Here is a 23,987-nt window from a genome sequence, read left to right as displayed (position 1 = left end):
ATTAATTTACTGCCTGCATCAAGATAAGACGGGTAAGTAAATAACAAATTTGCTTGGTGACAATAGCATTGTGGTCCCACCTGATCCCATCCCGAACTCAGAAGTGAAACGCAATCGCGCCGATGGTAGTGTGGGGTCTCCCCATGTGAGAGTAGGTCATCGCCAAGCGCCCAAATAAACACAAAAGCCCTAGCCTAAACCGTTAGGGCTTTTGTGTTTATACGCTCCGCGAAAAGCTACCTCGATGTCGCCCCACCGCTAAGCGGGCTCCCCAGCTACGAAGACAAGCTTCTTCGCGTTCAATCATGGCTAAATACTGCGTATTTACAGCGCTATGATTTCACCCCCATGTGAGAGTAGATCATCGCCAAGTACCTAATTTTCTCGAAAGAGAGCAGAAAGCCAGCTGAATAAGCTGGCTTTTTTGTTTTTCGCGTTTGCCATTTCAACACTCTATTCCTCAGAATACTTCTTTAATTACTGACTTTTTAATTTATCGCCTCATATGCAATGTTAATAGAGAGCGACTTATTACTCCGTTTTCTTCATTCTCCAACCTTTAGCATCATTCCTTTAAATATCAGCTTGGTCCAAATACTGTAGCGTACCGTATTGAGGTTCCTTTGATTTTTGTCCTTAAAGGACTAATCATTAAATTCAAAGCTCGTACTCATTGTATGCTCGTTTAAGGGAGATTTAGAACCTTGTTGTCAGTTCATTTTTGCTTTTAGTTGCATCTTGGCTCGTATCTTTATCCCGTTCTCACTCCTCAACAAAAGTCTCTGCTTTACTGTTTCATTAACGAATATTCATTTTATCGCTCGTTCACTAAGGATCCCTCAGATACTTGTTGCTGATCTTATGTAAATTGGTCTTACCAATTTACATTCAGCGATTGAGTTTGCTATCAATGGAGATGTTGTGTAGTTGTAAATTTAATCTTTGATGCGGGTTGAGAAGCAGGAGGAGGTACTGACGTGAAAGGGGAGCTAACACAACAGCTTTTAGATGCTGTTGGCATCATGTTATTGGGCATGGGGCTGGTGTATTTATTTTTAAGTGTATTGATATTAGGTGTACATCTGGTTGCTAAGTGGTGCCGTGAAGAGCCCAAAGCAGCAGATCCGTTAAAGGCGAATGATGCTCGCTCGACCGGAGCTGCAAACACCTTGGATCCTAAATTGGTGGCTGCGATCAGCTTAGCCGTCCAGCAGTATCGTTCTCAGGCTAAATAATGGAGCGCCATATGAACCGAGTAAATTCGATTGTGGCGTCTAAGCCATTACAGTTAACCGATGTTGTCTTGAGGGATGCACATCAGTCTATTTTAGCAACGCGTTTACGCATTGATGACATGCTTCCGATTGCACCTCTGCTAGATAAAGTGGGATTTTGGTCGCTCGAGTCTTGGGGCGGAGCGACCTTTGATGCCTGTATCCGTTATTTGGGTGAAGATCCTTGGGATAGGATCCGTGAGCTGAAAAAGTTAATGCCCAATACGCCTCAGCAGATGTTACTGCGCGGACAAAACCTTTTGGGTTATCGCCATTATGCCGATGATTTAGTGACACGTTTTGTCGAACGTGCCCATGCCAATGGGGTCGATGTGTTCCGTATCTTTGATGCGATGAATGATGTGCGTAACCTCGAGATGGCGGTAAAAGCGGTGCGTGACGTCGGTGGGCACGCGCAGGGCACAATTTCCTATACGACCAGCCCTGTTCATACGGTTGATACTTGGGTCGATATGGCAAAGCGTCTTGAGGACATGGGCTGTCATTCACTGTGTATTAAAGATATGGCGGGTCTGCTGAAGCCGATGGAAGCCTTTGAGCTTATCAGTCGCTTAAAATCACAAACTCAACTCATGCTCTCATTGCATTGCCACGCCACCACAGGCCTGAGTACCGCAACCTATCAAAAGGCGATAGAGGCAGGAATCGATGTGCTCGATACCGCGATTTCTTCCATGAGCCAAACCTATGGTCATACGGCAACTGAAACCGTGGTTGCCATGGTGGCGGAGACTGAGCGTGAAACTCACTATGATCTTGCCTTGCTTGAAGAGATTGCCGCCTATTTCCGTGAGGTGCGGAAAAAGTACGCCAAGTTTGAAGGGGCGTTAAAGGGCGTTGATTCGCGCATTCTTCGGGCTCAAGTACCCGGTGGCATGTTGACGAATATGGAGAGTCAGCTCAAAGAACAAGGCGCGGCCGATAAGCTCGATGCTGTGCTGGAGGAGATCCCTAGGGTACGTCAGGATTTAGGTTTTCTGCCTTTGGTTACGCCAACCTCGCAAATTGTTGGCTCACAGGCGGTTATCAACGTACTGATGGGGCAAAGATATCAATCGTTGACGAAAGAGACTGAAGGCGTGTTAAGGGGCGAATATGGCGCCACTCCAGCCCCGGTTAATCCCGAGTTGCAGGCCAGAGTGCTAAACGGCGCAGCGGCGATAACCTGCCGTCCTGCGGATTTACTCGCACCAGAGTTGGACAAACTGCGTACGGAGTTATTATCAAAGGCGCAGGAGCAGGGTATTAGTCTCGTCTCTGAGAGTAATGAAAAGTCTCTGGACGATGATTTACTCATCTATGCGCTCTTCCCGCAGATTGGCTTACAGTTTTTAAAGCACCGTCACGATCCAACCGCCTTTGAGCCTAAACCTGAACTTGCGCCAGTGTCACCTGTTACGCCGCGAGAGGCCGAAACCTATACCGTCACGGTTGAGGGGCAAACTTATGTGGTTGAAGTCGCCGAGGGTGGCGAAATCAGTCAAATCCAAGCTCAAGGGCATGCCGCACAACAGCTTGGTCAAGCTAATCCTCCTCAGTCGAGTGCTGCGCCAGTGCCTCAAACCAGTGAAGTGAAACTTAAGATGAGTGCGCCCCTATCGGGCAATATCTTCAAAGTGCATGTCGGCATTGGTGACAAGGTGTGCGCTGGCGATGTCGTTATCATCCTAGAGGCCATGAAGATGGAAACCGAAATCCGCGCACAGGGGGATGGCATTATTACCCATCTCTTTGTGAAGGAAGGAGATTCGGTTGCAGTGGGTTCTCAATTACTGGCCTTAGCCTAGGAGTCGTTATGGATGGTTTACTGGCTTTCTGGGCCGAAACGGGCATAGCCCATTTTACTGCGGGGCAAGCCTTGATGATGGCTGTGGGCGCCTTGCTGTTATACCTTGCGATAGTGCGTGGCTTTGAGCCACTACTGCTGTTACCCATTGGTTTTGGCGCCGTGCTGGCGAATATTCCCAACGCGGGTTTTACCGATGAGGGCGGTATGCTGTATTACGCCTACCATGTTGGGATTGAAACCGGGGTGTTTCCGCTGCTGATCTTCATGGGGGTAGGTGCACTGACAGATTTTAGTGCGCTGATTGCCAATCCAAAGACCTTACTACTCGGCGCGGCGGCGCAGTTTGGGATTTTCGCGACCTTAATTGGGGCGATAGCGCTAAATCTGGTACCAGGTTTTGAATTTACCATGCAGGATGCCGCTGCCATTGCCATTATCGGTGGCGCGGATGGACCAACGGCGATTTTCCTTGCCTCTAAGCTTGCGCCTGAGTTACTGGGCGCGATTGCTGTGGCGGCCTATTCCTATATGGCGCTGGTGCCGATTATCCAGCCGCCGATCATGCGTCTACTCACGACCCAAGCCGAGCGTGAGATAAAGATGGAACAGCTCAGGGACGTGAGTAAGAAGGAGAAGATCATTTTCCCGCTGATGGTATTGGGCTTAACGATTTTATTCTTACCCGCAGCGACTCCTTTGGTTGGCATGTTTTGCCTTGGCAACCTAATGCGCGAGTCGGGTGTGGTAGATAGATTATCGAAAACGGCGCAAAACGAGCTGATTAATATCGTCACCATTTTCTTAGGTTTGGCCGTCGGTTCTAAACTTTCTGCGGAGCAATTCTTGCGCGTCGAAACCTTGGGGATCTTGGTTCTGGGCGCGTTGGCATTCGGGATTGGTACCGCTGCAGGGGTGCTGATGGCAAAACTGATGTGCAAATTAACCGGCGGTAAGGTCAACCCGTTAATTGGCGCGGCGGGCGTATCGGCAGTGCCAATGGCGGCAAGGGTAGTGAATAAAGTGGGGTTAGAGGCTAATCACCATAACTTTTTGCTGATGCACGCCATGGGGCCAAACGTTGCTGGGGTATTAGGCTCTGCGGTTGCGGCGGGGATTTTACTGGCTGTGCTTGGCTAGGCTGCGAGTTAGGAAGGCTAGAGCAAAGCCTATTGTTAACCAATAGGCTTTTAAGCCGTTAACCATAGGAGCAGCATAAGCAGCAAAATCACCGTGCCGCTGATGGCTATGATGTAGATAAAGCCACGTTTTCCTTGAGCCAGCGGTAAACCATTGGCTTTTAAAAACAGTATCCACAGTAAGCAAAGGATAAGCGGGAATAAAAACAGTTTGGTCATGTTTCATTCTACTTTTGGTAAATAAGTGAAGAGTTTAACAGCTTGCTTGGGCTAAAGTCATGGATGTTTTATTCGCAATAAGTGAAACACGGATAATAAAAAAGACCGCTTTTGCGGTCTTTTTATTGGATAACTCTTAATGATTTATCGTGATTAATTATCGGCAACCGCAGCCGTTTGAGTCTCGTTGCTGTAGAACTGATCAACATCAAGCTCATTTTCAGATTTGCCAATCACCACGGCGGTCATCATATCGCCTGTGACGTTGGTCGCGGTGCGGATCATATCGATAATACGGTCGATGGCGGCAATAAAGGCGATACCTTCTAGGGGTAAACCAATCACACCTAAAGTGACGGTTAACATCACCATGGCGCTGCCTGGCACGCCAGCGGTACCGACTGAGGCCACAGTGGCTGTAACGGCAATCATCACATAATCTAAGGTGTCGAGTGGAATACCGTAAATTTGAGCGATAAAAATCGCGGCAATTGCAGGGTAAATACCACCACAGCCATCCATGTTCATGGTGGCGCCGAGCGGCATAACGAAGGCGCTATAACGCTTTGATACGCCCATGGTTTCAACCGCTCTGGTACTGGCGGGCAGAGTGCCGAAACTTGAAGAGGTACTAAAAGCCACTAATTGCGCTGGCATGGCCTTACGGAAAAATTGCACAGGGCTTAAGCCCGCGGCAAATTTAACTAGTCCGCCGTAGACAAAAATCATATGGATAAGGGCGGCAATATAGATGGCGGCAATAAATTTGCCTAGAGGTAATAGGGTCGATAAACCATATTCACCCACTACCCAAGCCATTAAACCAAATACGCCAATAGGGGTGAGTTTTAGCACCATGCGTGTCAGTTGGAACATGACCTCGGCACCCGCTTCGATGGTGCGTTTTAGTGGTTCGGCTTTCTCACCAACCTTGTTGATGGCGATCCCGACTAACGCAGCAAATACAATGATCTGCAGAACTTTTCCATCCGCCAGTGAGGCAAAGGGATTGACTGGGATCATATCGAGCAGCACCTGCGCGAAGCCTGGAATATTGCGCTCACGCACTTCCGTGGTGGCCAGTTGCATTGTGCCGCCCATATCGATAAGCGAGCCAACCGCTAAACCAATCAGTGAGGCGACAGTGCCTGTCAGCATAAACATGCCTAAGGTCTTAAGACTTAAGCGTTTGAGATTTGTTTGAGAGCCGAGCGAGGTGATACTGACTACAATCGCACAAAAGACCAGTGGCGCAACCAGCATCTTAATGGCGCTGATAAACAAATCACCAAGGGGTTTAAGCACGGTAGCGGTTTCGCCTAACAGTACGCCAACGAGCGCACCTAAAATAAAGCCTGCGAGGACTTTTTGCCAAAAAGGAATGCGGCTAATGGTTTGAAGGATCATGCGTTTTCCAAAAATATATCATTACAAGCCCATGGACCTGAGATGCTAGTATGAGTATCCACTTGAAGTGAATGAACTTATACCAAGCGACGAGTCAGGTACAGGACATTTTTTGCCATTAAAAGCATTGTATCGGCTGTGGTAGGGTTATAACAAACCGATTTTCTTATAACTTATTGTGATAAATGAGTTTGTTGTGAAATGGTTAGTCGCTACATCCTTTTAACGCTGTGGTAGTTCACTGTTTGATAGTGTGAAAGAGCAGTAATTTCATAGAGTAAGCTTTTATGTCTGAATTAAGCATGATGTTTTCTGGGGCTTTTTTAGCCGCAACCTTGTTACCGGGAGGATCAGAAGTTTTACTGATTGCATTGCTGAATAAAGCGCCGCAAGCTTGGGCCGCATTAGTGGTGGTGGCCAGTGTGGGCAATACCTTAGGGGCGATGACGAGTTTTTATCTAGGGCGCATCGGCCGGTTTGCAAAGTCCCCCGAGGCCCTAAGTGAAGGAAAACATGCCAAAGCCTTAGCCCTTATTGAGCGTTACGGTGTTTGGTCGTTATTGTTGTCGTGGGCGCCAGTGATTGGCGATCTATTATGTTTATTGGCGGGGTGGTTAAAGCTTAGGGTGCTTCCCGCATTAGTGATTATTTTGATCGGCAAAACCCTGCGTTACCTTATCGTGGCGGCCGTCACATTGCATTGGTTTAGTTAGTTTTTAAACGTGTTGTTCGGTTAAAGGATGATAAGGCTGCAAAGGAAGTCCTTGTATTACTTGGAACTTTGCAGGGCTTAATGAGTCTGAACTCATTATTGATACTGAGCATTCTACAGGGGCTAATTTTTTAGCCTATTGATGTATAAGGGGAATACCTTGAAAAAATGGATATTAGCGGTCGCGATCTCCGCCGCACTTGCAGGTTGTGCCAGTCAAACCTCAACTCAATTACCCGCGGGCGTAAAGTTAATTGAAAATGTGCAACTGAAGGACTCTGAAGTTGGTATTCCCTTTAAAAAATATCAGCTTGCCAATGGTCTAACGGTTATTTTGCATCAAGATCATTCCGATCCCTTAGTGCATGTCGATGTGACTTATCACGTCGGCTCGGCCAGAGAACTTGCAGGCCGTTCAGGCTTCGCCCATTTATTCGAACATATGATGTTCCAAGGCTCTGAGCACGTCGCCGATGAGCAACATTTTGAGGTGGTGACCGAGGCGGGGGGCACGCTGAACGGCTCCACTAATACCGACAGAACCAACTACTTTGAGACAGTCCCTAGCAACCAGCTCGAAAAAATGCTGTGGCTCGAGTCTGACCGTATGGGCTTTTTGTTGCCGGCGCTAACCAGCGAAAAGTTTGAAGTACAGCGCGAGACAGTGAAAAACGAGCGCGCTCAACGCATTGATAATCAACCCTATGGCCGAATGAGCGAGCGCTTTAATCAGGCGATGTTCCCGGTCGGTCATCCCTATTCTTGGCCTGTGATCGGCTGGCCAGAGGATCTTAACCGCGCCACAGTGGATGATGTGAAACACTTTTTCCAGCGCTGGTACGGCCCGAATAACGCTACGCTAACGATTGGCGGCGATTTTGATGAGCTGCAAGCCTTAGCCTGGGTAAACAAATACTTTGGCGAAATCCCCCGTGGCCCCGAGGTTCAACCCGAGCCTAAGACCTTAGTTACGCTCGATAAGACGCGCTATATCTCGATGGAAGATAACGTGCATCTACCGCTGATCCGCATCGGCTTTCCGACTGTGTATGCCAGCCATCCCGATGAAGCCGCACTGGATTTATTAGCCAATATCCTCGGTGGCGGTAAAACCTCACTCGTTTACAAAAACTTGGTTAAGGACGGTTATGCCGTGCAGGCAAGCGTGAGCCAACCTTGCCAAGAGTTAGCCTGTCAGATGTCGATTTATGCCTTAGCCAATCCGCAAAAAGGCGCGACCCTAGCCGAACTTGAGCAGCGTATTCTCGACTCTATTAATGAGTTTGAGCAGCGCGGCGTCACCGACGATGACCTGCAAAAGGTGAAAGTACAGTTTGAGGCCGATACCATTTTTGGCCTGCAGAGCGTAAAAGGCAAAGTGTCTATGCTTGCCTTGAATCAAACCATGTTTGGTGAGCCGAATAAGATTGCAGTAGACCTTGCGCGCTATGCCAATGTGACCAAAGACGATGTGATGCGGGTATTTAAAAAGTACATCAAAGACAAGCCCATGGTGGTGATGAGTGTGGTGCCGCAGGGAATGACGGCTTTAGTCGCTCATCCGGATAACTTCACCCCTCAAACCTTGCCTGTGGCAGATACGGCTGTAGAGGGCGATTTACCCGCTGCCAAGTTGGTGTCAAGTTTTGACCGCTCCAAAATGCCAGCCTCGGGCGCGGCGCCCGTGCTTAAAGTCCCGACAATTTGGACCACTAAGTTAGCCAATGGCATCGAAGTGATGGGCACTCAAAGCAGCGAAACCCCGACTGTGGAGTTAGTGATTTATCTTAACGGCGGACACAGATTAGTGCCCGTTGAAAAGGCGGGCCTGGCAAGCCTTACCGCTGAGATGCTGAATGAGTCGACGCAAAAGCGCTCAACAGAGCAGTTGTCGCAGGCGCTTGAGATGCTCGGCAGTACGGTGGACTTTAGTGCCTCCGAAACCCAAAGCACGATTAAGGTGTCGGCGCTTACCGAGCACTTGGATGAAACCTTAGCCATTTTAGAAGAAAAGCTGTTCCAGCCTGCGTTTAACGAGGCCGACTTTGCGCGGGTGAAGCAACAACAGTTGCAGCAAATTCAGCATATGCAGTCAGACCCCGGCTATGTCGCTAACTCTGCGCTGTATAGCTTGCTCTATGGTAAGAATAACGCTCAAGGCGTCAGCGATGCTGGGACCTTAGATTCCGTTGCCGCGCTGACACTTGCGGATGTGAAGGCGTTTTATGCCGAACAGTACCGTGGTGCGAACGCTAAAATCATTACGGTGGCGGATCTGCCAGAAAGTGCATTACTACCTAAGCTCGCGGGATTGAGTCAATGGCAAGGGGAGGCGAGTAGATTGCCGCCACTCAAGTCATTCCCTGCACTAAAGGGCGGGACTATCTATCTGATCGATAAACCGGGCGCCGCTCAGTCGGTGATTAACATTGCGAAACGTGCCTTACCCTATGATGCAACAGGTAATTATTTTAAATCTTACCTGATGAACTATCCGCTTGGTGGCGCCTTCAATAGCCGTATTAACCTCAACTTACGTGAGAACAAGGGGTATACCTATGGGGCTCGCAGTTCATTTACCGGTGGCGTCGAAGTCGGTGACTTTGTGGCCTCGAGTGATGTGCGTACCGATGTGACGGCCAAGGCAGTAAATGAATTTATCAAAGAAATCAAAGCCTATCAGCAGAATGGGATGACAGATACTGAGCTCGGCTTTATGCGTAACTCGGTTTCCCAAGGACAAGCATTGGATTATGAGACGCCTTATCAGAAGGCGGGCTTTATGCGGATGATCCAGCGTTACCAGCTGAGCCAAGATTTTACTACCGAGCAGGACAAAATTATAAATACTGTAACAAAAGATGAACTCAATGCCCTCGCGGCTTCCGAGCTAGATATCTCGAAAATGATCATCTTAGTGGTGGGAGATAAGGCGAAAATTGAAGCGGATTTAGCAACTTTAGGCTATCCAATTGAAACTTTAGTATTGTAAATTAGCTTTTCGACCCAATATAAATTGCAGACAAGCTAATTGTGCAGCACAACCTCGCTGCCAGTCTAAAGTATTAACGAGTAAGACGGTGACAGCATTAGCTGTCACCGTCTGCGTTTTATCGTAGAAGAATGTAATTAGGCTTGCCCCACGGACAGGTTTAGATTTATTTTGAGGCGTATTTTGAAAGATAAGCCTCAAAATAAAGGTCTGACTGTTAACCTTGTCGCGATAGCGAATCACCAATCAGAGAAGCGCAAATTGAAGCCATTCAATGAATTAGTACAACATTTCTCGGACGCTCAAGGGCGTGCCGCACTCCTTGGCATGTTACGTGGAATTGAGCGTGAAGCGCTGCGTATCGACGAGTCAGGCTACCTTGCGTTAGATGGTCATCCATTAGAGCTTGGCTCTGCATTAACGCATTCGCGTATTACGACAGATTACAGTGAAGCACTGCTTGAATTTATCACTCCTGTAAACAATCAAGTTGGCCCCCTATTGCAAGGACTGACCGAGACCCATGCCTTTAGCGTGCGTCATTTGCATGGTCAGCGTCTGTGGCCCGTGAGCATGCCATGTTACGTGAAGGATGAGCAGAATATTCCAGTCGCCCGTTATGGCACTTCGAACACGGGTAAGATGAAAACCTTGTATCGCAAAGGCTTAACCTACCGTTATGGCGCCCTGATGCAGATTATCTCCGGGGTGCATTTTAACTTCTCGGTATCGCAGGAGCTGTGGCAAAGCCTCTATGAGTTGAGTGACAAAAGCGTGAGCTTTGAGGATTTTATCTCCGAATCTTACTTTGGCCTCATTCGCAATTACCGCCGTTTAGTCTGGGTATTACCTTATCTGTTTGGGGCATCACCTGCGCTGTGTAGCTCGTTTATCAAGGGGCAGAAGACCGATTTACGCTTTGAAAAATCGGGCCGCGGCACCCTGTATTTACCCTATGCGACTTCACTGCGGATGAGCGATTTAGGTTACACCAATAAAGAGCAAGAAGATCTTAATATCAGCTATAACTCCCTGCCCGAGTATCTGGCTGGGGTGAGAGCCGCGATTAAGATGCCATCGGCCAACTTTGCCAATATTGGGGTGAAGGTGGATGGTGAATATCGCCAGCTCAATGCCAACGTGCTGCAAATTGAAAACGAATTTTACTCGCCTATCCGTGCTAAACGCGTCACCAAAAGCGGTGAGAAACCCTCTGAAGCCCTTGCCCGTGCGGGGGTTGAATATATTGAGGTGCGTGCATTAGATGTGAACCCCTTCAGCCCGATTGGGATTGAAGAGAACCAAGTGCGTTTCCTCGACTTGTTCTTACTCTATTGCTTACTAACCGAGTCGCCTAAGTGCCATGCGGCAGAAGAAGCCCGTTTAAGTGCTAACTTAAAATCCGTCGTGCTTGAAGGCCGCAAGCCTGGGCTCGAGTTATTAACCGAGACAGGTACACGCTCACTGCAAACGTGGCTTTTGGATCTGTTTGAGCATTTGGATGCATTGGCCAAATTGCTCGATGGTGATAAACAGGAATACCAAGCGGCCTTAGCCCATTGGCGTGAAGCCGTGAATGATCCGCAAAAGACCTTGTCAGGGCAGGTCATCCAACAATTAATCACTAACGGCCAAGACCATGGACAATGGGTGATGTCACTGGCGCAGCAATATCACCAATACTTTATGGATTACCCCTTATCAGCCGAGGTTGTCAGCGATTATCAAGCCGAGGCGCAAGCATCGCTCAACAAGCAAGCGGACATCGAAGCGGCGCAAAGTGCGGTATCCTTTGATGATTATCTGACGGACTATTTCGGGACTTCATCCTAATGAGTCACTATTTAACCGGGCACAAACTTACACTAGCCGCCAGTCTACTCGGTCTCACTGCATTGTTGTCTGGTTGTGCCTCTTCGCCTGAAGATGACTTAAGTTGCGGCACTGTGTCCGGGTATTTACAGCCCGATGCCAGCACCCATTGGTATCGGGTTGTGGTGACTCATCTCAATGGTAAGCCCGTGGTGTCTAAACCTAATTATCAATTGGCGCCGGGGCAATATGAGTTCACTGTCGCCGAGCTGATTGATGATCCTTCCCTTGGGGTTTCCCTCAGTGCGCGTACTCCTAAAACCTTCAAGTTAATGGTGGAAGGGCATCAGCGTTACCATATTGGCGCCTTATTCCACACGGATAAACGCTATATGGGTAAAGATACCAACTATTGGGAGCCCGGTGTGTGGCAGCAAGAAAATCATGAATGCCAGTTTGACCTTAGCCCTGAAACAAAATAATCAGATTTAACAATGGATTGTCATTTCTGTTAATGAGTTTGGTCTGATAATAGGCGCTAAGGTGATCTTAGCGCCAAAAACAGGATTGGCGCTTTGCCTCACCCTGTGACTGTGCGATGATGAGCCAGTTTTATTTCTTGGGAGAACAAGCGCTGAATGAAATGGCTTTCGACAACTCTGCTATGTGCATCCATTGGTTTACTCTCTGGCTGCGCTACGTCTCCGCCTAAATCTCCCGATAACCTTTGCGATATTTTTCAAGAGCATCGTTCATGGTACGAAGCCGCTAAGGACACCCGTGATAAATGGGGCGTGCCTGTGCATGTGCCGCTGGCGATGATGTATCAAGAAAGCTCCTTCAAGCATAATGCCGCGCCGCCCATGGAGTACTTTTTAGGGTTTATTCCCATCGGTCGAGCCAGTGATGCCTATGGCTATGCGCAGGCCAAAACCATGACCTGGGATGATTATGTTCGCGAGACGGGAAACAGCTGGTCTTCTCGCAGTAATTTTGATGATGCCATGGATTTTATGGGCTGGTTTATTTACAAGACTAATAAGATCAATGGCGTTTCCAAGTGGGATGCGAGGGCGCAATACCTCAATTATCACGAAGGGTGGGGAGGCTATCGCCGCGGGACTTATAAGTCTAAGGCGTGGCTGGTTAAAGTTGCGGCTAAGGTAGATGACAGGGCTAAGCGCTATGCGGCTCAATATAAAACCTGTCAGGAGGATTTAGATTCTTCTTGGCTGTGGCGCTTATTCTTCGGCTAGTAATAGATTTATGCGTTTAGGAGCTTATGGTTGATAAGCTCCTAATGTCACTACCGCGCCAATTGGTTATTGGCCGCAATCGCTTCGAGTGCTTTTATCGCTTTCTTCTTACCGCGTTTTTGCTCATACATAGCTTGGTCTGCCTGTTTAAATGATTTTGCCCAATCATTGTCGTATGCGGCTATACCCACGCTGAAGTTAAGATTTAAGGATGACTCTTGGTGTAACTTGACGCGCATAGCATCCAAATCGCTTTCAAGCAGCTCTAATGGACCATGGCAGAGGGCGACAAACTCATCACCCCCGAAGCGCGAGATAATGCCTTTATGCTTCCAATAGCTCAGTATGGTATTCGCTACTCGCTTAATGGCCATATCGCCCGCCTGATGCCCATGCTGATCATTAATGGTCTTGAGATTATCCATATCGATAATCACCAAAAAGCTGCCTAGATGAGCCTTAGGTTGCCAATGTTGCAGAGCATCTTCGAAGTTTTTACGGTTATAGAGTCCGGTTAAGTTATCGAAGTTGGCGAGTTTAGTGATTTGCAATGACTTCTGGTACAGGGCAATCGCATTGCTGGCTTCATGGGTGAGAATAGAGACCAGATTGCGGTCGTAATCACTAAAGGCTCCGACACTACTGCTGTCGAGATTGAGCATGCCATAGAGTTTGCCATCGATGCGTATTGGGCTTGAGAGCGTAGAACGTATCGGTTGCTTAGCCGCGGTGAGCAAGATGTGCTGCTCTTCACCGGTGAGCGTACTGGCGGCATTGATGTTTTTCATATCATCCACTACCACCACGCGATCGCATTTGCCCTTAGTGAGTCGATATTCGAAGGATTGCTCGAGGGAAAAATTCAATTGCTTGAGCATGTTAAGATCAAGCCCAACAACGGATTCGAAGTGCAGTTTATGGGTCTCTTCGTTGACTTTGATGATGCTACCCATTTCGGCACCGTTAATGATGCAAACGGCTTTATTCAGCAGTGCATCGAGAAACGCATGTTCATTTTTATACTGGCTCGACAGATGGGCAAGCTCGTAAATGGCGTCGTTAATGCTCACCACTTGCTCTAAGTGTTGCCATAGGCGGGTTAAGCGACCCTGGTGCAGGTAGTAAATAAGGCTGTAGGCAATCACATAGATAAGACAGACAAACAGCAGCGGCAGGATAGTCCAACCTTCGGTGGGAGCATTAAACACAAACAGTAAGACGAATAATACTATTGGCACTATCAGCAGCAATAGATGATAGCGATAGTCCAAGCGGTCTATGGTTTTACGTTTAAAATTATCCCTTAATTTCACTCGGCAGTTCCTTTGTTCGTGCTCCGGTTAGTCAGCTTTAATCACTACATCACTAACTCATTCACGCTGAGTATGGATAAGTATATAACGAAGATAAAAAAATGACTGATAAGGGAACAAAATTGCTCCCTTATCAGTGGTCTGCGGCTCGGTTAGGCTTTAGCGAACTCAGCTAAAATCCACGCGAGTGGCGCTTGGTATTGGCTTGGCATCCAAGTTTGCAGCGCGCTAATACTGTCTTTTAACACGGCAGCATTCGGCACAGAAAGGTTTAAGTGCCCGACTTTACGCCCTGGACGAACCTCTTTGTTGTACCAATACAGCTCGGCATTGGGCAGGCTTAACCAGCGGGGATCGTTTTCGATACCAATCAGGTTGACCATCACGCATTGAAAGTTCACCTGTGGCTGCGGAATCGCAATACCGCACAGGGCTCTTAAATGCAGTTGGAATTGATCCATATGGGTGCCAGCTTGAGTCCAATGGCCTGAGTTGTGTACCCGCGGGGCTAACTCGTTAACCAGCAGATTATCGCCAACACGGAAACACTCCATCGCCATCACGCCGACATATTCCAGCTCATGCATAATGGCGCTGAGCATGCCTTCCGCTTGGGCTTGCAGGTGATTCAGGCGAGTCAGTGGCGAAATTGAGGCCATCAAAATGCCGTCTTGGTGCAGGTTGAGTGTTAATGGATAAAACACGCATTGACCTTCACGGGTACGTACGCCGACTAAGGAGACTTCTTCATCGAAGTTGATTGCTTGTTCGGCAATGGCCAAGTTACGCCAATCTTGGGGTATCTCTCCCGCTTCGGCTTGTTTTAGCCAGTGTTGACCCTTGCCGTCGTAACCACCTGTGCGGCGCTTCATTAGCACGCGAGGGCCAAAATCTTGGTACAGATTTTCGACGTCGGTTTTATCATCGACAAGTGTCCAAGGCGCTGTTGGGACTTGGATCTGATCGAGTAAGCTTTTTTGGCTGTAACGGTCGGCTAAACGGCTAAATACTGGGCCGTTAACAAAATGCGGATGGGTGCTGAGTTGTAAGCTTAAGGCGGATTCGGGCCACTGCTCGCGTTCTGCGGTGATGATATCCTGAGGCGCTAGCGGCAGGATTTCATCGGTTGGCGTCATGATATCTACGGCGCGAACATCAATCGCCAGAGGTTCGCCCGCGTGAGTCAGCATGGCGCCAAGTTGGCCATTACCTAATACCCAAACCTTAGGTTTTGCGCTTGCTTGAGTCATTAGGCTTCCCTCGGATCGGGATTGTCCAGCACTGCGCGGGTTTGTTCTTCTCTAAAGGCTTCTAAACGTGCGGCAAGCTCAGCATCGTTATTGGCTAAGATTTGGCAGGCGAGTAATCCGGCGTTAAAGGCTCCAGCGGTTCCGATGGCCAGTGTGCCTACGGCAATGCCTTTTGGCATCTGTACGATAGACAGTAAGCTATCCATGCCCGACAGCGCTTTGCTTTGTACTGGTACACCTAATACGGGTAAGCGAGTTTTTGAGGCAATCATACCGGGTAAGTGAGCGGCACCGCCCGCACCACCGATAATAATTTTAAAACCACGGTCAGCGGCTCCGGCTGCAAACTCCATCAGTTTATCTGGCGTTCTATGGGCAGATACGACTTCAACATGGTAAGGCACTTGCAGTTTATCCATGATCTCAGCGGCGGCTTCCATTGTGGGCCAATCACTCTTAGAACCCATAATAACAGCAACAAGGGCTTGCATGATAACTCCTTAACTCACTAATTTTAATTATATTTTGACCTTGTATCAGGTCTGGGTACAGTCGATGTCCGCAACCCCTATCAGAGCCGGGAGCATCATGGCGCAGAATAATAGCATGTAAAGCCTGATTTCTGACGTTTTTTGCGCGTAAAAATAGCGCTTTTAGCGTGGATAAAGTGTTCGCTGAATGGGCTTAAATCCCCTGAGACCATTAAAGGTTTCAGGGGGCAGGTATAAGAAGGGTTAACTTGAGGGTGACTGAGTGACAGTCGTACTTGATTCGATAATCTGTTCTGGCACAGGCGCTTCTGCCAAGGCTTCACGCAGAGTGGGATAAAACTTCAGTACGCCTTCAATCGGTTGCACTTTAGCTCTCGCTAGGGTGCGAATGGGTTGGAACTGCAAATCGGCAATGATCAGCTTAGTGTGGTTAAGTTTACATTTATCTATGAGCTTATTGAGTGCCGCAAGACCCCCCGCATCGAGGATGGATACCCCATCTAAGTAAAGGACGATGACTTGTTTGTCTTGGGTGAGGCTCGCTATCTCGGCAAAAATTCGATCTGCCGCGGCAAAAAACAATGGGCCGTTAATTTTTATCACCGCCCAGTCAGCGGGGAGGGGTTGATCGACATAGCGCTTATTGGTGCTGATATCATAGAGCTTGGTCATCTCAGCAATTTCTTTCATAAACAGTAGCGCGGCTAAGATAATGCCCACGCTGATGGCGATCACCATATCGAAAATGACTGTGAGTGAAAAACAGGTTAGAAACACCAAAATATCGCTGGTGGGCGCCGTTTTCAGTAAATGTACCGCTTTGGGGGCTTCACTCATATTCCAAGCCACCACCAATAATAATGCGGCCATGGCTGACATGGGTAAGTAGGCTAATACTCCCGCGAGCGCGACTAAACCCACCAAGACCACTATGGCGTGGATCATCGATGCTATTGGGCTCTGGGCTCCCGCCTTAACGTTTGCCGCGCTGCGCGCAATGGCCGCCGTTGCTGGGATACCGCCAAAAAATGGGGTAATGATGTTACCTATACCTTGGCCGAGGAGCTCACTATTCGCGCTGTGGCGTTTTCCTGTCATGCCATCGAGCACTACGGCACACAGCAGCGATTCAATCGCACCTAACATGGCAATCGCAAAGGCGGCGGGCAGTAAGGCTTGAAAGGTCGCCAGATTAAATTCAAAGGTTTGACCGTTTGCGCCCGTTTGTAACCAAGGCCATTCAAAGTGGGGGAGTACAGCGGGAATACCTGTGCCGACACTGCCGTCGCTTAATTGATAATGAAAGCGTGTTCCTATGGTTTCAATATCGGCGCCCATGGCATTTAACACTAGGGCAAGAATACTGCCTAAGGCGATTGCGGGCAGATGGGCTGGTACTGGGAGCTTCAATTTAGGCCAGAGTAGCATAGTGGCGAAGGTGGCCGCGGCGACTAACAAGCTCGGCAAGTGAAGGCTGGGTAATGCCTGGCCTAAGGCCATGATTTTGGAAAAATATTGCTCCGGCATGTGCTCTATATGCAGGCCAAAGAAGTCTTTTAGCTGCAAAGTTGCAATCACTACCCCAATCCCTGCGGTAAAACCTAAGGTGACGGATTCTGGGATGTAGAGGATCAATCTGCCGAGCCTTAACATCGCCATGGCGACTAACATCATGCCTGACATCACAGTCGCAATGAGCAGCCCTGCCAAACCAAATTGCTGGGCGATGGGATAGAGTAATACGACGAAGGCGGCCGTTGGCCCTGACACGCTATAACGGGAGCCGCCCGTCATCGCTATGATAAAACCACCGACAATGGCGGTGTATAGGCCATATTGTGGGGCGACACCGCTGGCAATGGCCAGTGCCATCGCCAACGGAATGGCAATAATCCCGACGGTCAGTCCCGCCAGCAGATCTTGTCCAAAACGTTTAACCGAATACTTATCTTTTACGCACGCCTCGCTAAGGGCGTGGGCAATTCTTAATGAAAACAAATGAGCAGAGTGTGACACGTGTGGGTCCATAAACGCGGCTTGTTACAAGGCTCTATTTTAGAGTCCAGAAAAATGTCCTTGTGTGATCATAGTTGCAAAAGGCGGTTAAATGTCTTTGTTTTTGATAAATACTGTGCTTGGTAAAGTGAATGTGACAATTTCTCTTATCAAATAACCCTTTTGTGCCGAAGCTGCGTTTATAGGGATATCCACCATTGAGAACACTTTGATTAGGTCACTATCATGAGATATCCATCTTCAGTCTTTCGCCATAAAGCGCATTTAAGTTTTGTTATTTCTGGATTAACACTCGCTATTTTGCTTGGTTTGAGTGGTTGCAGTGATAAAGCCGCGGAACAGCAAACCCCTGCTGAATTAGCCGCTCAAGCAAAACTCGCCGCCGAGCAACAGGCAGAGCGTCAGGCCTATAGGCAAAAAGAAGCCGCAATCGCCATGCATGAACAAGCCTCGTCAGCAAAACTGCGGACAATGAGTGCTGAGAGTCGAGCCTATATTGCGCAACCTACAGCCAGTATCAGTGCGGCGCCCGCGTTCAACGGCGATTGGCCGGGGGCTGTGCCACCCGAGCGTAATCGCTTCGAGAAACCAGTGCCAAACGGCATCATGATTGCGGGGGAAATCCCGGTTTCCACCTTTGCTATCGATGTCGATACTGGTAGTTACACGACCTTAAGACGAATGTTGAAGGAAGGGCGATTACCACAGAAGGACACGCTGCGCGTCGAAGAAATGCTGAATTATTTTTCCTATGACTATCCGCAGCCGGGGAAAAATGATGCGCCCTTTAGTGTCACGACTGAGCTTGCGCCATCACCCTATAACGATGACATGATGTTACTTCGCATCGGTTTGAAGGGATATGAGCAGAGTAAGGCTGAACTGGGTACCAGTAACTTAGTGTTTCTGCTGGATGTGTCAGGGTCGATGGCATCGCCCGATAAGTTACCTTTGCTGCAAACAGCCTTGAAAATGCTGACCCAGCAACTCGATGCGCAGGATAAGGTTTCGATTGTCGTCTATGCCGGCGCCGCAGGCGTGGTGTTAGATGGCGCAGCAGGTAACGATACTCAAACCCTTAACTATGCGTTAGAGCAGCTCAGTGCGGGTGGTTCAACCAATGGGGCGCAGGGGATTCAGCTTGCCTATCAGTTAGCGCAGAAACACTTTGTTGAAGGCGGTATCAATCGAGTGATACTTGCGACCGACGGTGACTTTAATGTCGGCACGACCAACCTCGATGAGTTAATCGATTTAGTTAGCTCGCAGAAACAACAGGGCATTGGGCTCACTACACTCGGCTTTGGTATGGGCGACTACAATGACCATCTGATGGAGCAATTAGCCGATAAGGGCAATGGGCAATATGCCTATATTGATTCTATCAATGAGGCGAGAAAAGTGCTGGTGGAACAGTTAAGTGCAACCTTACTCACCATAGCCAAAGAGGTGAAAGTGCAGGTTGAGTTTAATCCTGCTCTTGTGGCCGAATACCGCTTGATTGGCTATGAGAACCGCGCCCTCGCGCGTGAAGATTTTAATAATGACAAGGTGGACGCGGGCGAAATTGGCGCTGGGCATACGGTCACGGCGCTTTACGAGCTGCGTTATGTTGATGCGGGTAATTTGGCCAATGATAAACTTCGCTATGGCTATAATCCCAAAACGGGCCATGAAAAATATAGCCGCGACGAAATCGCCTTTCTGAAATTACGTTATCAGCTACCGGATGCGACTCAAAGCCAGCTACTGAGTTATCCAATCCGTGCCGACCTAAGGGTAAAATCATTAGCGCAGGCGAGTGATGATTTTCGTTTTGCCGCTGCTGTGGCTGGTTTGGGACAGTTGCTGAATCAAAGCCACTATTTGCATCAATTTGATTATAATAAGCTTAGTGCGCTCACACGTTCTGCGCTGGGGGAAGATACCTGCGGCTATCGGCATGAATTTATGCAACTTGTCGATACCGCTGCAATGCTTGCACAAACACAGCGAGCGCCAATCAAAAAATCCTTTGATGCCGGAGATAAACCTTTCCCGCCCGAGGACAAACTGCATCAGCAATGAGCCAAATTATTATGTTTCAGTTAGTTAACCATTAGGGAGCTGCCATGGCCCTGGCGATACCGCAAATGCATGCCCATGAGCATACCGATGAACAGTTAATGCAATGCTATGCCAAGGGCGATGGCAAAGCATTTGAGCAGCTTTATCTTAAACACAAAGGCGCCTTGTACCGTTACTTTGTGCGCCAACTCGGTGACAAACAGTTAGCCGAAGATTTATATCAAGAAACTTGGGGACGGGTGATCCGTGCCGCCGCAAACTATGAGCCGAGCGCTAAGTTTAATACTTGGCTCTATCGGATTGCCCATAATCTGTTGATTGACCATGTCAGGGCGGTTAAGCCCGTCGACTTAGTTAGCCATGATAACGAGGAAGGGCTAGATACCTTTGTGGGAGCTGAGCAGGAACAACCCGATGTGTATTGGCAGGAAACGCAAAAGAGTCTGTTGCTGAAAACCTGTATTGCCCTGTTACCCCAAGTGCAGAAAGAGGCCTTTATTCTCAATATCGAAATGGGCTTTACCGCAGCAGTGATCAGCGATATTGCCGGGGTGACACTCGAGGCGACCAAGAGCCGTATTCGTTACGCATATCAAAGCTTAAAAGATTGTGTCAATGCTAAATGGCAGGAGGTTGGCCATGAGTAATTCCACTCTGTCATCGGAAGAAGAGGCACTACATCAGGAAGTCTCGGCTTGGTATCACAAACAAGCACTGGAAATGCCGCCAGAGCGGCTCGACCAAGATATTTTGCGCCTATCACAGGCCCGCGTAGCTGAAATGAATGTGAGCCAGCTTAAGCCTGTAGCTACGCCAGTGTGGCGCCGTTTCCCATGGGCGTTATCGAGCGCGGCTTCATTAGTGCTTGTTGTTGGTTTAGTGATCCTTAACCGAGGCCATTTTGAGGAGGAGTTAGTCGCGCCTGCCGCTTTGACTATGAGTGCGCCCATGCCAGCTCAAGCACAGTTAGATAACGCTGCGCAGCAAGCCGAAATGGCGCGTCAAGCCAAAGTTGAGGATGAATCAACACAAAATAGCCAAAGGGAGGCGATAAGGGCTGAAGCTAAGATGTCAGCACACGAAAAACTACAAGCCGAGTCTCGAGCATTACCGCAAATAGCACGGGCATTGCCTCAGAATGAGGTAGCCGTAGCGGCTGCACCACATGATAAAGGTGTACTGATGGCGTCGTTAACACGTTTGCAGGCCTTGATTGACTCGAAACAAATACAGGAAGCCTTAGCACTTGAGCAGCGCTTAGTGGAGCAATTTCCTGAGTTGTCGAAAAGTAAGACTGAAATCGCTTCTGAAGATCTTAGTACAGTAGAAAAATTTAAAGCGTTACAGCAGCGCCTTCATCAATAGTTCAACTCCATCTTAATTAGCGGGGCATAGTTGCGTTATGCCCCGCTGACGTGCGTCTTTTATTCGTTAAGTAGTGGTATTTATCTAACCTTTTTACAGGCCGTAATGTTAATTACTTGATCATGGTCATAAAGCGAACAGGAATTCGCCTGCTATATTGGAGATCGATAAACGACTTGACTAGTATCAATAGTCAAAGCCCAAGTTCAGGAGGCGATATGCTTAAAAGACTCATGCATGATCATAAACATATAGCAGTGCTATTGAATGTCTTGAAAAACAAGCAGATGAAATTAGCTGAAGGTGAAGCCATCAATTTTATTGTGGTTCGGGACATAGTTGAGTATATGCAAGGATATGCTGAGCGCAGTCATCATCCTGTGGAAGACATTATCTATGCTTACTATTTGGCGCATAAGGCGAACGATGAAATTGATAAGCTGAGTGATGAGCACCAAGTGGTGACGGCGGCATCCTCGGCGTTAATGAATACCTTAAATCTCATTTTGAGTGATATTGTGGTCGCGAGGGATAAGTTAGTCGCTGATTTTGCGGAATATGTGGAGCTACAAGAAAAGCATATGCAAATGGAGGAGCGAGAAATCTTCCCATTACTGGCTAAAACCTTAACCGATAAGGATTGGCAGGTGATCGAGCAACAGTGCCAAGCGTCTTTAATCGATGATCCGTTATTCCTCGACCGCGAGCAACAGGCCTTTGATGAGCTGCGTTCTTACCTTAGAACTGCCGAATAGCGGAATGTAAAAACAGAAAAAGCGCCATTGGCGCTTTTTCTTTATATGCTGTTTATCAAACAATGGGTTACAACTGGATAGCGTCTATATCGTAATCAAAGTTGTTATCAATCTCTTGAAGTTCCTTGAGTAAACGATGTTTGTCCTTTAACGCTTCAATTTCTCGCCACTTACGCTTTTTATTGGAGCCTCGCGAGCGATCGGGTCTTTCTACGACTTCATCTAGCGCACAACCATAATCTAAACGATCCATGGTAACCTCCTGTTGTTGTATGTTTTGTCAGCGATTAAATAACATATTTTCAAAACAGGGTGCAAGAATTATGTTTCATTTGTGTTAACTTGAAATGAAGTTTGAATGATATGTCATTGATCTTCGCGGGAGAGGTAGGGGAAGTTGTGACGGAATATTTTAAGTTTATTAATGAGATAAAATAAAAAAGCCAGCGATTGCTGGCTTTTTGTTCGATCAGATTTTGCCCTGTCGATATAGGTTAATTAACCCATTGCTTGAGGCATCTAAGGCGGTAGCATCTTGCTCTGCGCCGATACGGGCGAGGACGTCATTACCTAAGCTTTTACCGAGTTCAACACCCCATTGGTCGAAGGAGTTGATGTCCCAAATGGCGCCTTGGACAAAGGTTCTGTGCTCATAGAGCGCAATCAGTGCACCTAAGGTTTCAGGAGTCAGCTTATCCATTAACAGAGTATTGCTTGGCTTATTGCCTGGCATAACTTTGTGTTTGGCGATAAGTAACTTCTCTTCATCACTTAAGTTGCTCTTGCTCAATTCGGCCAGCGCTTCATCTAAGGTGCGGCCCTGCATGAGCGCCTGAGTCTGTCCGAAGCAGTTAGAGGCTAACTGATCATGGTGCTCACCAATAGGATTATGGCTTTGCAGCGGCATAATGAAATCGGCCGGAATTAATGCAGTACCTTGATGCAGCAGCTGGTGGTAAGCGTGCTGACCATTTGTACCTTCGCCGCCCCAAATCACCGGACCCGTGCTGTAATCCACATGGGTGCCATTAAGGGTGACTGACTTACCGTTACTTTCCATATCCAGTTGTTGGAAGTAAGCGGGAAGTCCGCGTAGGTAATGATCGTAGGTCAATACCACATGACTTTGAGCATTAAAGAAATTGCCGTACCACAGAGACAGTAATCCCATGATCACTGGCATGTTTTCCGCTAGAGGCGCATTGGCAAAATGGGTATCCATTTGGTGGGCGCCCTTTAATAGGGAGCGGAAGTTATCCATGCCGATGAGTAAAGCGATGGGTAAACCAATGGCTGACCAAAGTGAATAACGACCACCAACCCAGTCCCACATTGGGAAAATATTGTCAGCATCGATACCAAAATCGGTCGCTTTTGCCACGTTAGAGGTCACGGCAACAAAATGTTTCGCAACGTCTGACTGTGAACCACCTTTGGCTAAGAACCACGCCTTGGCCGTTAAGGTGTTGGTCAGCGTCTCTTGTGTACCAAAAGACTTAGACGACATGATAAACAGGGTGGTTTCTGGATCGAGCAGCTTAAGTTTTTCACTGATCGAGGTGCCATCGACGTTGGCAACGAAATGACAATTGAGGCCTGTAATCCAATATGGGCGTAAGGCTTGGGAAACAATTTTGGGGCCAAGGAATGAACCACCGATACCGATACTGACAATATCGGTAATGGCTTTGCCTGTGTAGCCTTTCCACTGTCCAGAGGTGACTGAAGTGACAAACTGCTGCATCTTGTTCAGCGTTTGCTGTACTTCAGGAACGATATCTTGACCTTCGGCAATGATGGATTGCTCGGCGGTGCTGCGTAGTGCGGTATGCAAAACGGCACGTTTTTCGGTGGTGTTAATAATATCACCGGCAAACATCGCCTTGATTTTAGCGTCAAGCTTTGCCTCTTGCGCCAGTGTCAACAGCAAGTTGAGTGTCTCAGGTGTCGCTCTATTTTTTGAATAATCTAAAAATAAGCCACAGGTAGAAAGCGACATGTTGCTAAAGCGTGACGGATCGCCTGCAAAGAGTTCCCGCATATGCGGGATCTGATGGCTATGCGTTGCTAACGCTTGCCAAGTTGTGCTTTGGGTCAAGATAGTCATCGAAT

20 protein-coding genes and 1 rRNA gene are annotated in these 23,987 nt (G+C 48.1%); 13 read left to right on the top strand and 8 right to left on the bottom strand.

From position 1 onward, the window contains the following. The first annotated feature begins 52 nt into the window (after positions 1-52). From rrf to N7386_RS16415, 4 genes are all read left to right on the top strand, one after another. Positions 53-168, top strand: a 5S ribosomal RNA gene (gene rrf / locus N7386_RS16430). Between the two features lie 809 nt (positions 169-977). After that, entirely contained in the window at positions 978-1,235 is a 258-nt protein-coding gene (locus N7386_RS16425; RefSeq protein WP_011717989.1) for an OadG family transporter subunit, read from the top strand. 11 nt (positions 1,236-1,246) lie between these two features. Further along, positions 1,247-3,082, top strand: coding sequence for a sodium-extruding oxaloacetate decarboxylase subunit alpha (oadA, locus tag N7386_RS16420; protein ID WP_279769739.1), 1,836 nt, complete (start codon positions 1,247-1,249; stop codon positions 3,080-3,082). A gap of 8 nt (positions 3,083-3,090) precedes the next feature. Next, entirely contained in the window at positions 3,091-4,221 is a 1,131-nt protein-coding gene (locus N7386_RS16415; protein ID WP_279769738.1) for a sodium ion-translocating decarboxylase subunit beta, read from the top strand. 50 nt (positions 4,222-4,271) lie between these two features. Here N7386_RS16415 and N7386_RS16410 read toward each other — a convergent pair whose 3' ends face one another. Both N7386_RS16410 and N7386_RS16405 read right to left on the bottom strand, forming a co-directional pair. Beyond that, positions 4,272-4,439, bottom strand: coding sequence for a hypothetical protein (locus tag N7386_RS16410; protein WP_011623730.1), 168 nt, complete (start codon positions 4,437-4,439; stop codon positions 4,272-4,274). A gap of 153 nt (positions 4,440-4,592) precedes the next feature. After that, positions 4,593-5,846, bottom strand: coding sequence for a dicarboxylate/amino acid:cation symporter (locus N7386_RS16405; protein WP_279769736.1), 1,254 nt, complete (start codon positions 5,844-5,846; stop codon positions 4,593-4,595). 287 nt (positions 5,847-6,133) lie between these two features. Between N7386_RS16405 and N7386_RS16400 the strand changes: the two genes are divergently transcribed. The 5 genes from N7386_RS16400 to N7386_RS16380 all read left to right on the top strand — a co-directional run bounded on the left by N7386_RS16400 (position 6,134) and on the right by N7386_RS16380 (position 12,618). Beyond that, positions 6,134-6,559, top strand: coding sequence for a YqaA family protein (locus N7386_RS16400; protein WP_086903827.1), 426 nt, complete (start codon positions 6,134-6,136; stop codon positions 6,557-6,559). Positions 6,560-6,700: 141 nt separating this feature from the next. After that, on the top strand, positions 6,701-9,550 hold the full coding sequence (locus N7386_RS16395) for a pitrilysin family protein (protein ID WP_279769734.1): 2,850 nt from the start codon (positions 6,701-6,703) through the stop codon (positions 9,548-9,550). 183 nt (positions 9,551-9,733) lie between these two features. Further along, positions 9,734-11,383: a glutamate--cysteine ligase gene (gshA, locus tag N7386_RS16390; RefSeq protein WP_279769732.1), complete on the top strand. Its 1,650-nt coding sequence runs from the start codon at positions 9,734-9,736 to the stop codon at positions 11,381-11,383. Further along, positions 11,383-11,844, top strand: a complete 462-nt coding sequence (locus tag N7386_RS16385) for a hypothetical protein (protein WP_279769730.1) — start codon at positions 11,383-11,385, stop codon at positions 11,842-11,844. The genes gshA and N7386_RS16385 overlap by 1 nt, the downstream gene beginning before the upstream one ends. Positions 11,845-12,000: 156 nt before the next feature. Continuing rightward, positions 12,001-12,618, top strand: a complete 618-nt coding sequence (locus N7386_RS16380) for a hypothetical protein (protein WP_086903831.1) — start codon at positions 12,001-12,003, stop codon at positions 12,616-12,618. A gap of 50 nt (positions 12,619-12,668) precedes the next feature. Here the strand turns inward: N7386_RS16380 and N7386_RS16375 are convergent, their stop codons facing one another. The 4 genes from N7386_RS16375 to dauA form a co-directional block, all read right to left on the bottom strand. After that, the gene (locus N7386_RS16375; protein WP_086903832.1) at positions 12,669-13,931 is read right to left on the bottom strand and encodes a sensor domain-containing diguanylate cyclase; all 1,263 of its coding nucleotides are present in this window, start codon (positions 13,929-13,931) and stop codon (positions 12,669-12,671) included. A gap of 152 nt (positions 13,932-14,083) precedes the next feature. After that, entirely contained in the window at positions 14,084-15,181 is a 1,098-nt protein-coding gene (gene purK, locus N7386_RS16370) for a 5-(carboxyamino)imidazole ribonucleotide synthase (RefSeq protein WP_279769727.1), read from the bottom strand. Next, a complete protein-coding gene (purE, locus tag N7386_RS16365; protein WP_279769724.1) occupies positions 15,181-15,672 on the bottom strand; it encodes a 5-(carboxyamino)imidazole ribonucleotide mutase in 492 nt (163 codons plus the stop codon). The genes purK and purE overlap by 1 nt, the downstream gene beginning before the upstream one ends. Before the next feature lie 243 nt (positions 15,673-15,915). Next, on the bottom strand, positions 15,916-17,688 hold the full coding sequence (gene dauA, locus N7386_RS16360) for a C4-dicarboxylic acid transporter DauA (protein ID WP_279769722.1): 1,773 nt from the start codon (positions 17,686-17,688) through the stop codon (positions 15,916-15,918). 225 nt (positions 17,689-17,913) lie between these two features. On the opposite strand from dauA, the gene N7386_RS16355 reads away from it, so the two are divergent. The 4 genes from N7386_RS16355 to N7386_RS16340 all read left to right on the top strand — a co-directional run bounded on the left by N7386_RS16355 (position 17,914) and on the right by N7386_RS16340 (position 21,875). Then, positions 17,914-19,755 carry a VWA domain-containing protein gene (locus tag N7386_RS16355; RefSeq protein WP_279769720.1) on the top strand — a complete coding sequence of 614 codons (1,842 nt, stop codon included), beginning with the start codon at positions 17,914-17,916 and terminating at the stop codon, positions 19,753-19,755. A 44-nt stretch (positions 19,756-19,799) separates the two neighbouring features. Then, the gene (locus tag N7386_RS16350; protein WP_279769718.1) at positions 19,800-20,402 is read left to right on the top strand and encodes a sigma-70 family RNA polymerase sigma factor; all 603 of its coding nucleotides are present in this window, start codon (positions 19,800-19,802) and stop codon (positions 20,400-20,402) included. Then, positions 20,395-21,120, top strand: a complete 726-nt coding sequence (locus N7386_RS16345; protein ID WP_279769716.1) for a hypothetical protein — start codon at positions 20,395-20,397, stop codon at positions 21,118-21,120. Before N7386_RS16350 ends, N7386_RS16345 begins: the two co-directional genes overlap by 8 nt. Before the next feature lie 218 nt (positions 21,121-21,338). Further along, positions 21,339-21,875, top strand: coding sequence for a hemerythrin domain-containing protein (locus tag N7386_RS16340; RefSeq protein WP_109285562.1), 537 nt, complete (start codon positions 21,339-21,341; stop codon positions 21,873-21,875). A gap of 67 nt (positions 21,876-21,942) precedes the next feature. On the opposite strand, the gene N7386_RS16335 is transcribed toward N7386_RS16340, so the two are convergent. Both N7386_RS16335 and pgi read right to left on the bottom strand, forming a co-directional pair. Further along, complete coding sequence (locus N7386_RS16335) at positions 21,943-22,128, bottom strand: DUF3545 family protein (protein ID WP_007650190.1); 186 nt, start codon at positions 22,126-22,128, stop codon at positions 21,943-21,945. 216 nt (positions 22,129-22,344) lie between these two features. Next, positions 22,345-23,982, bottom strand: coding sequence for a glucose-6-phosphate isomerase (gene pgi / locus N7386_RS16330; RefSeq protein WP_279769713.1), 1,638 nt, complete (start codon positions 23,980-23,982; stop codon positions 22,345-22,347). Positions 23,983-23,987: the final 5 nt, after the last annotated feature.

The organism is Shewanella sp. GD04112, assembly GCF_029835735.1.
Classification (GTDB): Bacteria; Pseudomonadota; Gammaproteobacteria; order Enterobacterales; family Shewanellaceae; genus Shewanella.
The sequence above is the reverse complement of the archived record's forward strand: the minus strand, read 5'-3'. Positions and strand labels throughout refer to the sequence as shown.

Coding starts and splice junctions, on each gene's coding strand:
- oadA (WP_279769739.1), top strand. CDS start 1,247: ATGAACCGAGTAAATTCGATTGTGGCGTCTAAGCCATTACAGTTAACC.
- N7386_RS16415 (WP_279769738.1), top strand. CDS start 3,091: ATGGATGGTTTACTGGCTTTCTGGGCCGAAACGGGCATAGCCCATTTT.
- N7386_RS16410 (WP_011623730.1), bottom strand. CDS start 4,439: ATGACCAAACTGTTTTTATTCCCGCTTATCCTTTGCTTACTGTGGATA.
- N7386_RS16405 (WP_279769736.1), bottom strand. CDS start 5,846: ATGATCCTTCAAACCATTAGCCGCATTCCTTTTTGGCAAAAAGTCCTC.
- N7386_RS16400 (WP_086903827.1), top strand. CDS start 6,134: ATGTCTGAATTAAGCATGATGTTTTCTGGGGCTTTTTTAGCCGCAACC.
- N7386_RS16395 (WP_279769734.1), top strand. CDS start 6,701: ATGTATAAGGGGAATACCTTGAAAAAATGGATATTAGCGGTCGCGATC.
- N7386_RS16385 (WP_279769730.1), top strand. CDS start 11,383: ATGAGTCACTATTTAACCGGGCACAAACTTACACTAGCCGCCAGTCTA.
- N7386_RS16380 (WP_086903831.1), top strand. CDS start 12,001: ATGAAATGGCTTTCGACAACTCTGCTATGTGCATCCATTGGTTTACTC.
- purK (WP_279769727.1), bottom strand. CDS start 15,181: ATGACTCAAGCAAGCGCAAAACCTAAGGTTTGGGTATTAGGTAATGGC.
- purE (WP_279769724.1), bottom strand. CDS start 15,672: ATGCAAGCCCTTGTTGCTGTTATTATGGGTTCTAAGAGTGATTGGCCC.
- N7386_RS16355 (WP_279769720.1), top strand. CDS start 17,914: ATGAGATATCCATCTTCAGTCTTTCGCCATAAAGCGCATTTAAGTTTT.
- N7386_RS16350 (WP_279769718.1), top strand. CDS start 19,800: ATGGCCCTGGCGATACCGCAAATGCATGCCCATGAGCATACCGATGAA.
- N7386_RS16345 (WP_279769716.1), top strand. CDS start 20,395: ATGAGTAATTCCACTCTGTCATCGGAAGAAGAGGCACTACATCAGGAA.
- N7386_RS16340 (WP_109285562.1), top strand. CDS start 21,339: ATGCTTAAAAGACTCATGCATGATCATAAACATATAGCAGTGCTATTG.
- N7386_RS16335 (WP_007650190.1), bottom strand. CDS start 22,128: ATGGATCGTTTAGATTATGGTTGTGCGCTAGATGAAGTCGTAGAAAGA.
- pgi (WP_279769713.1), bottom strand. CDS start 23,982: ATGACTATCTTGACCCAAAGCACAACTTGGCAAGCGTTAGCAACGCAT.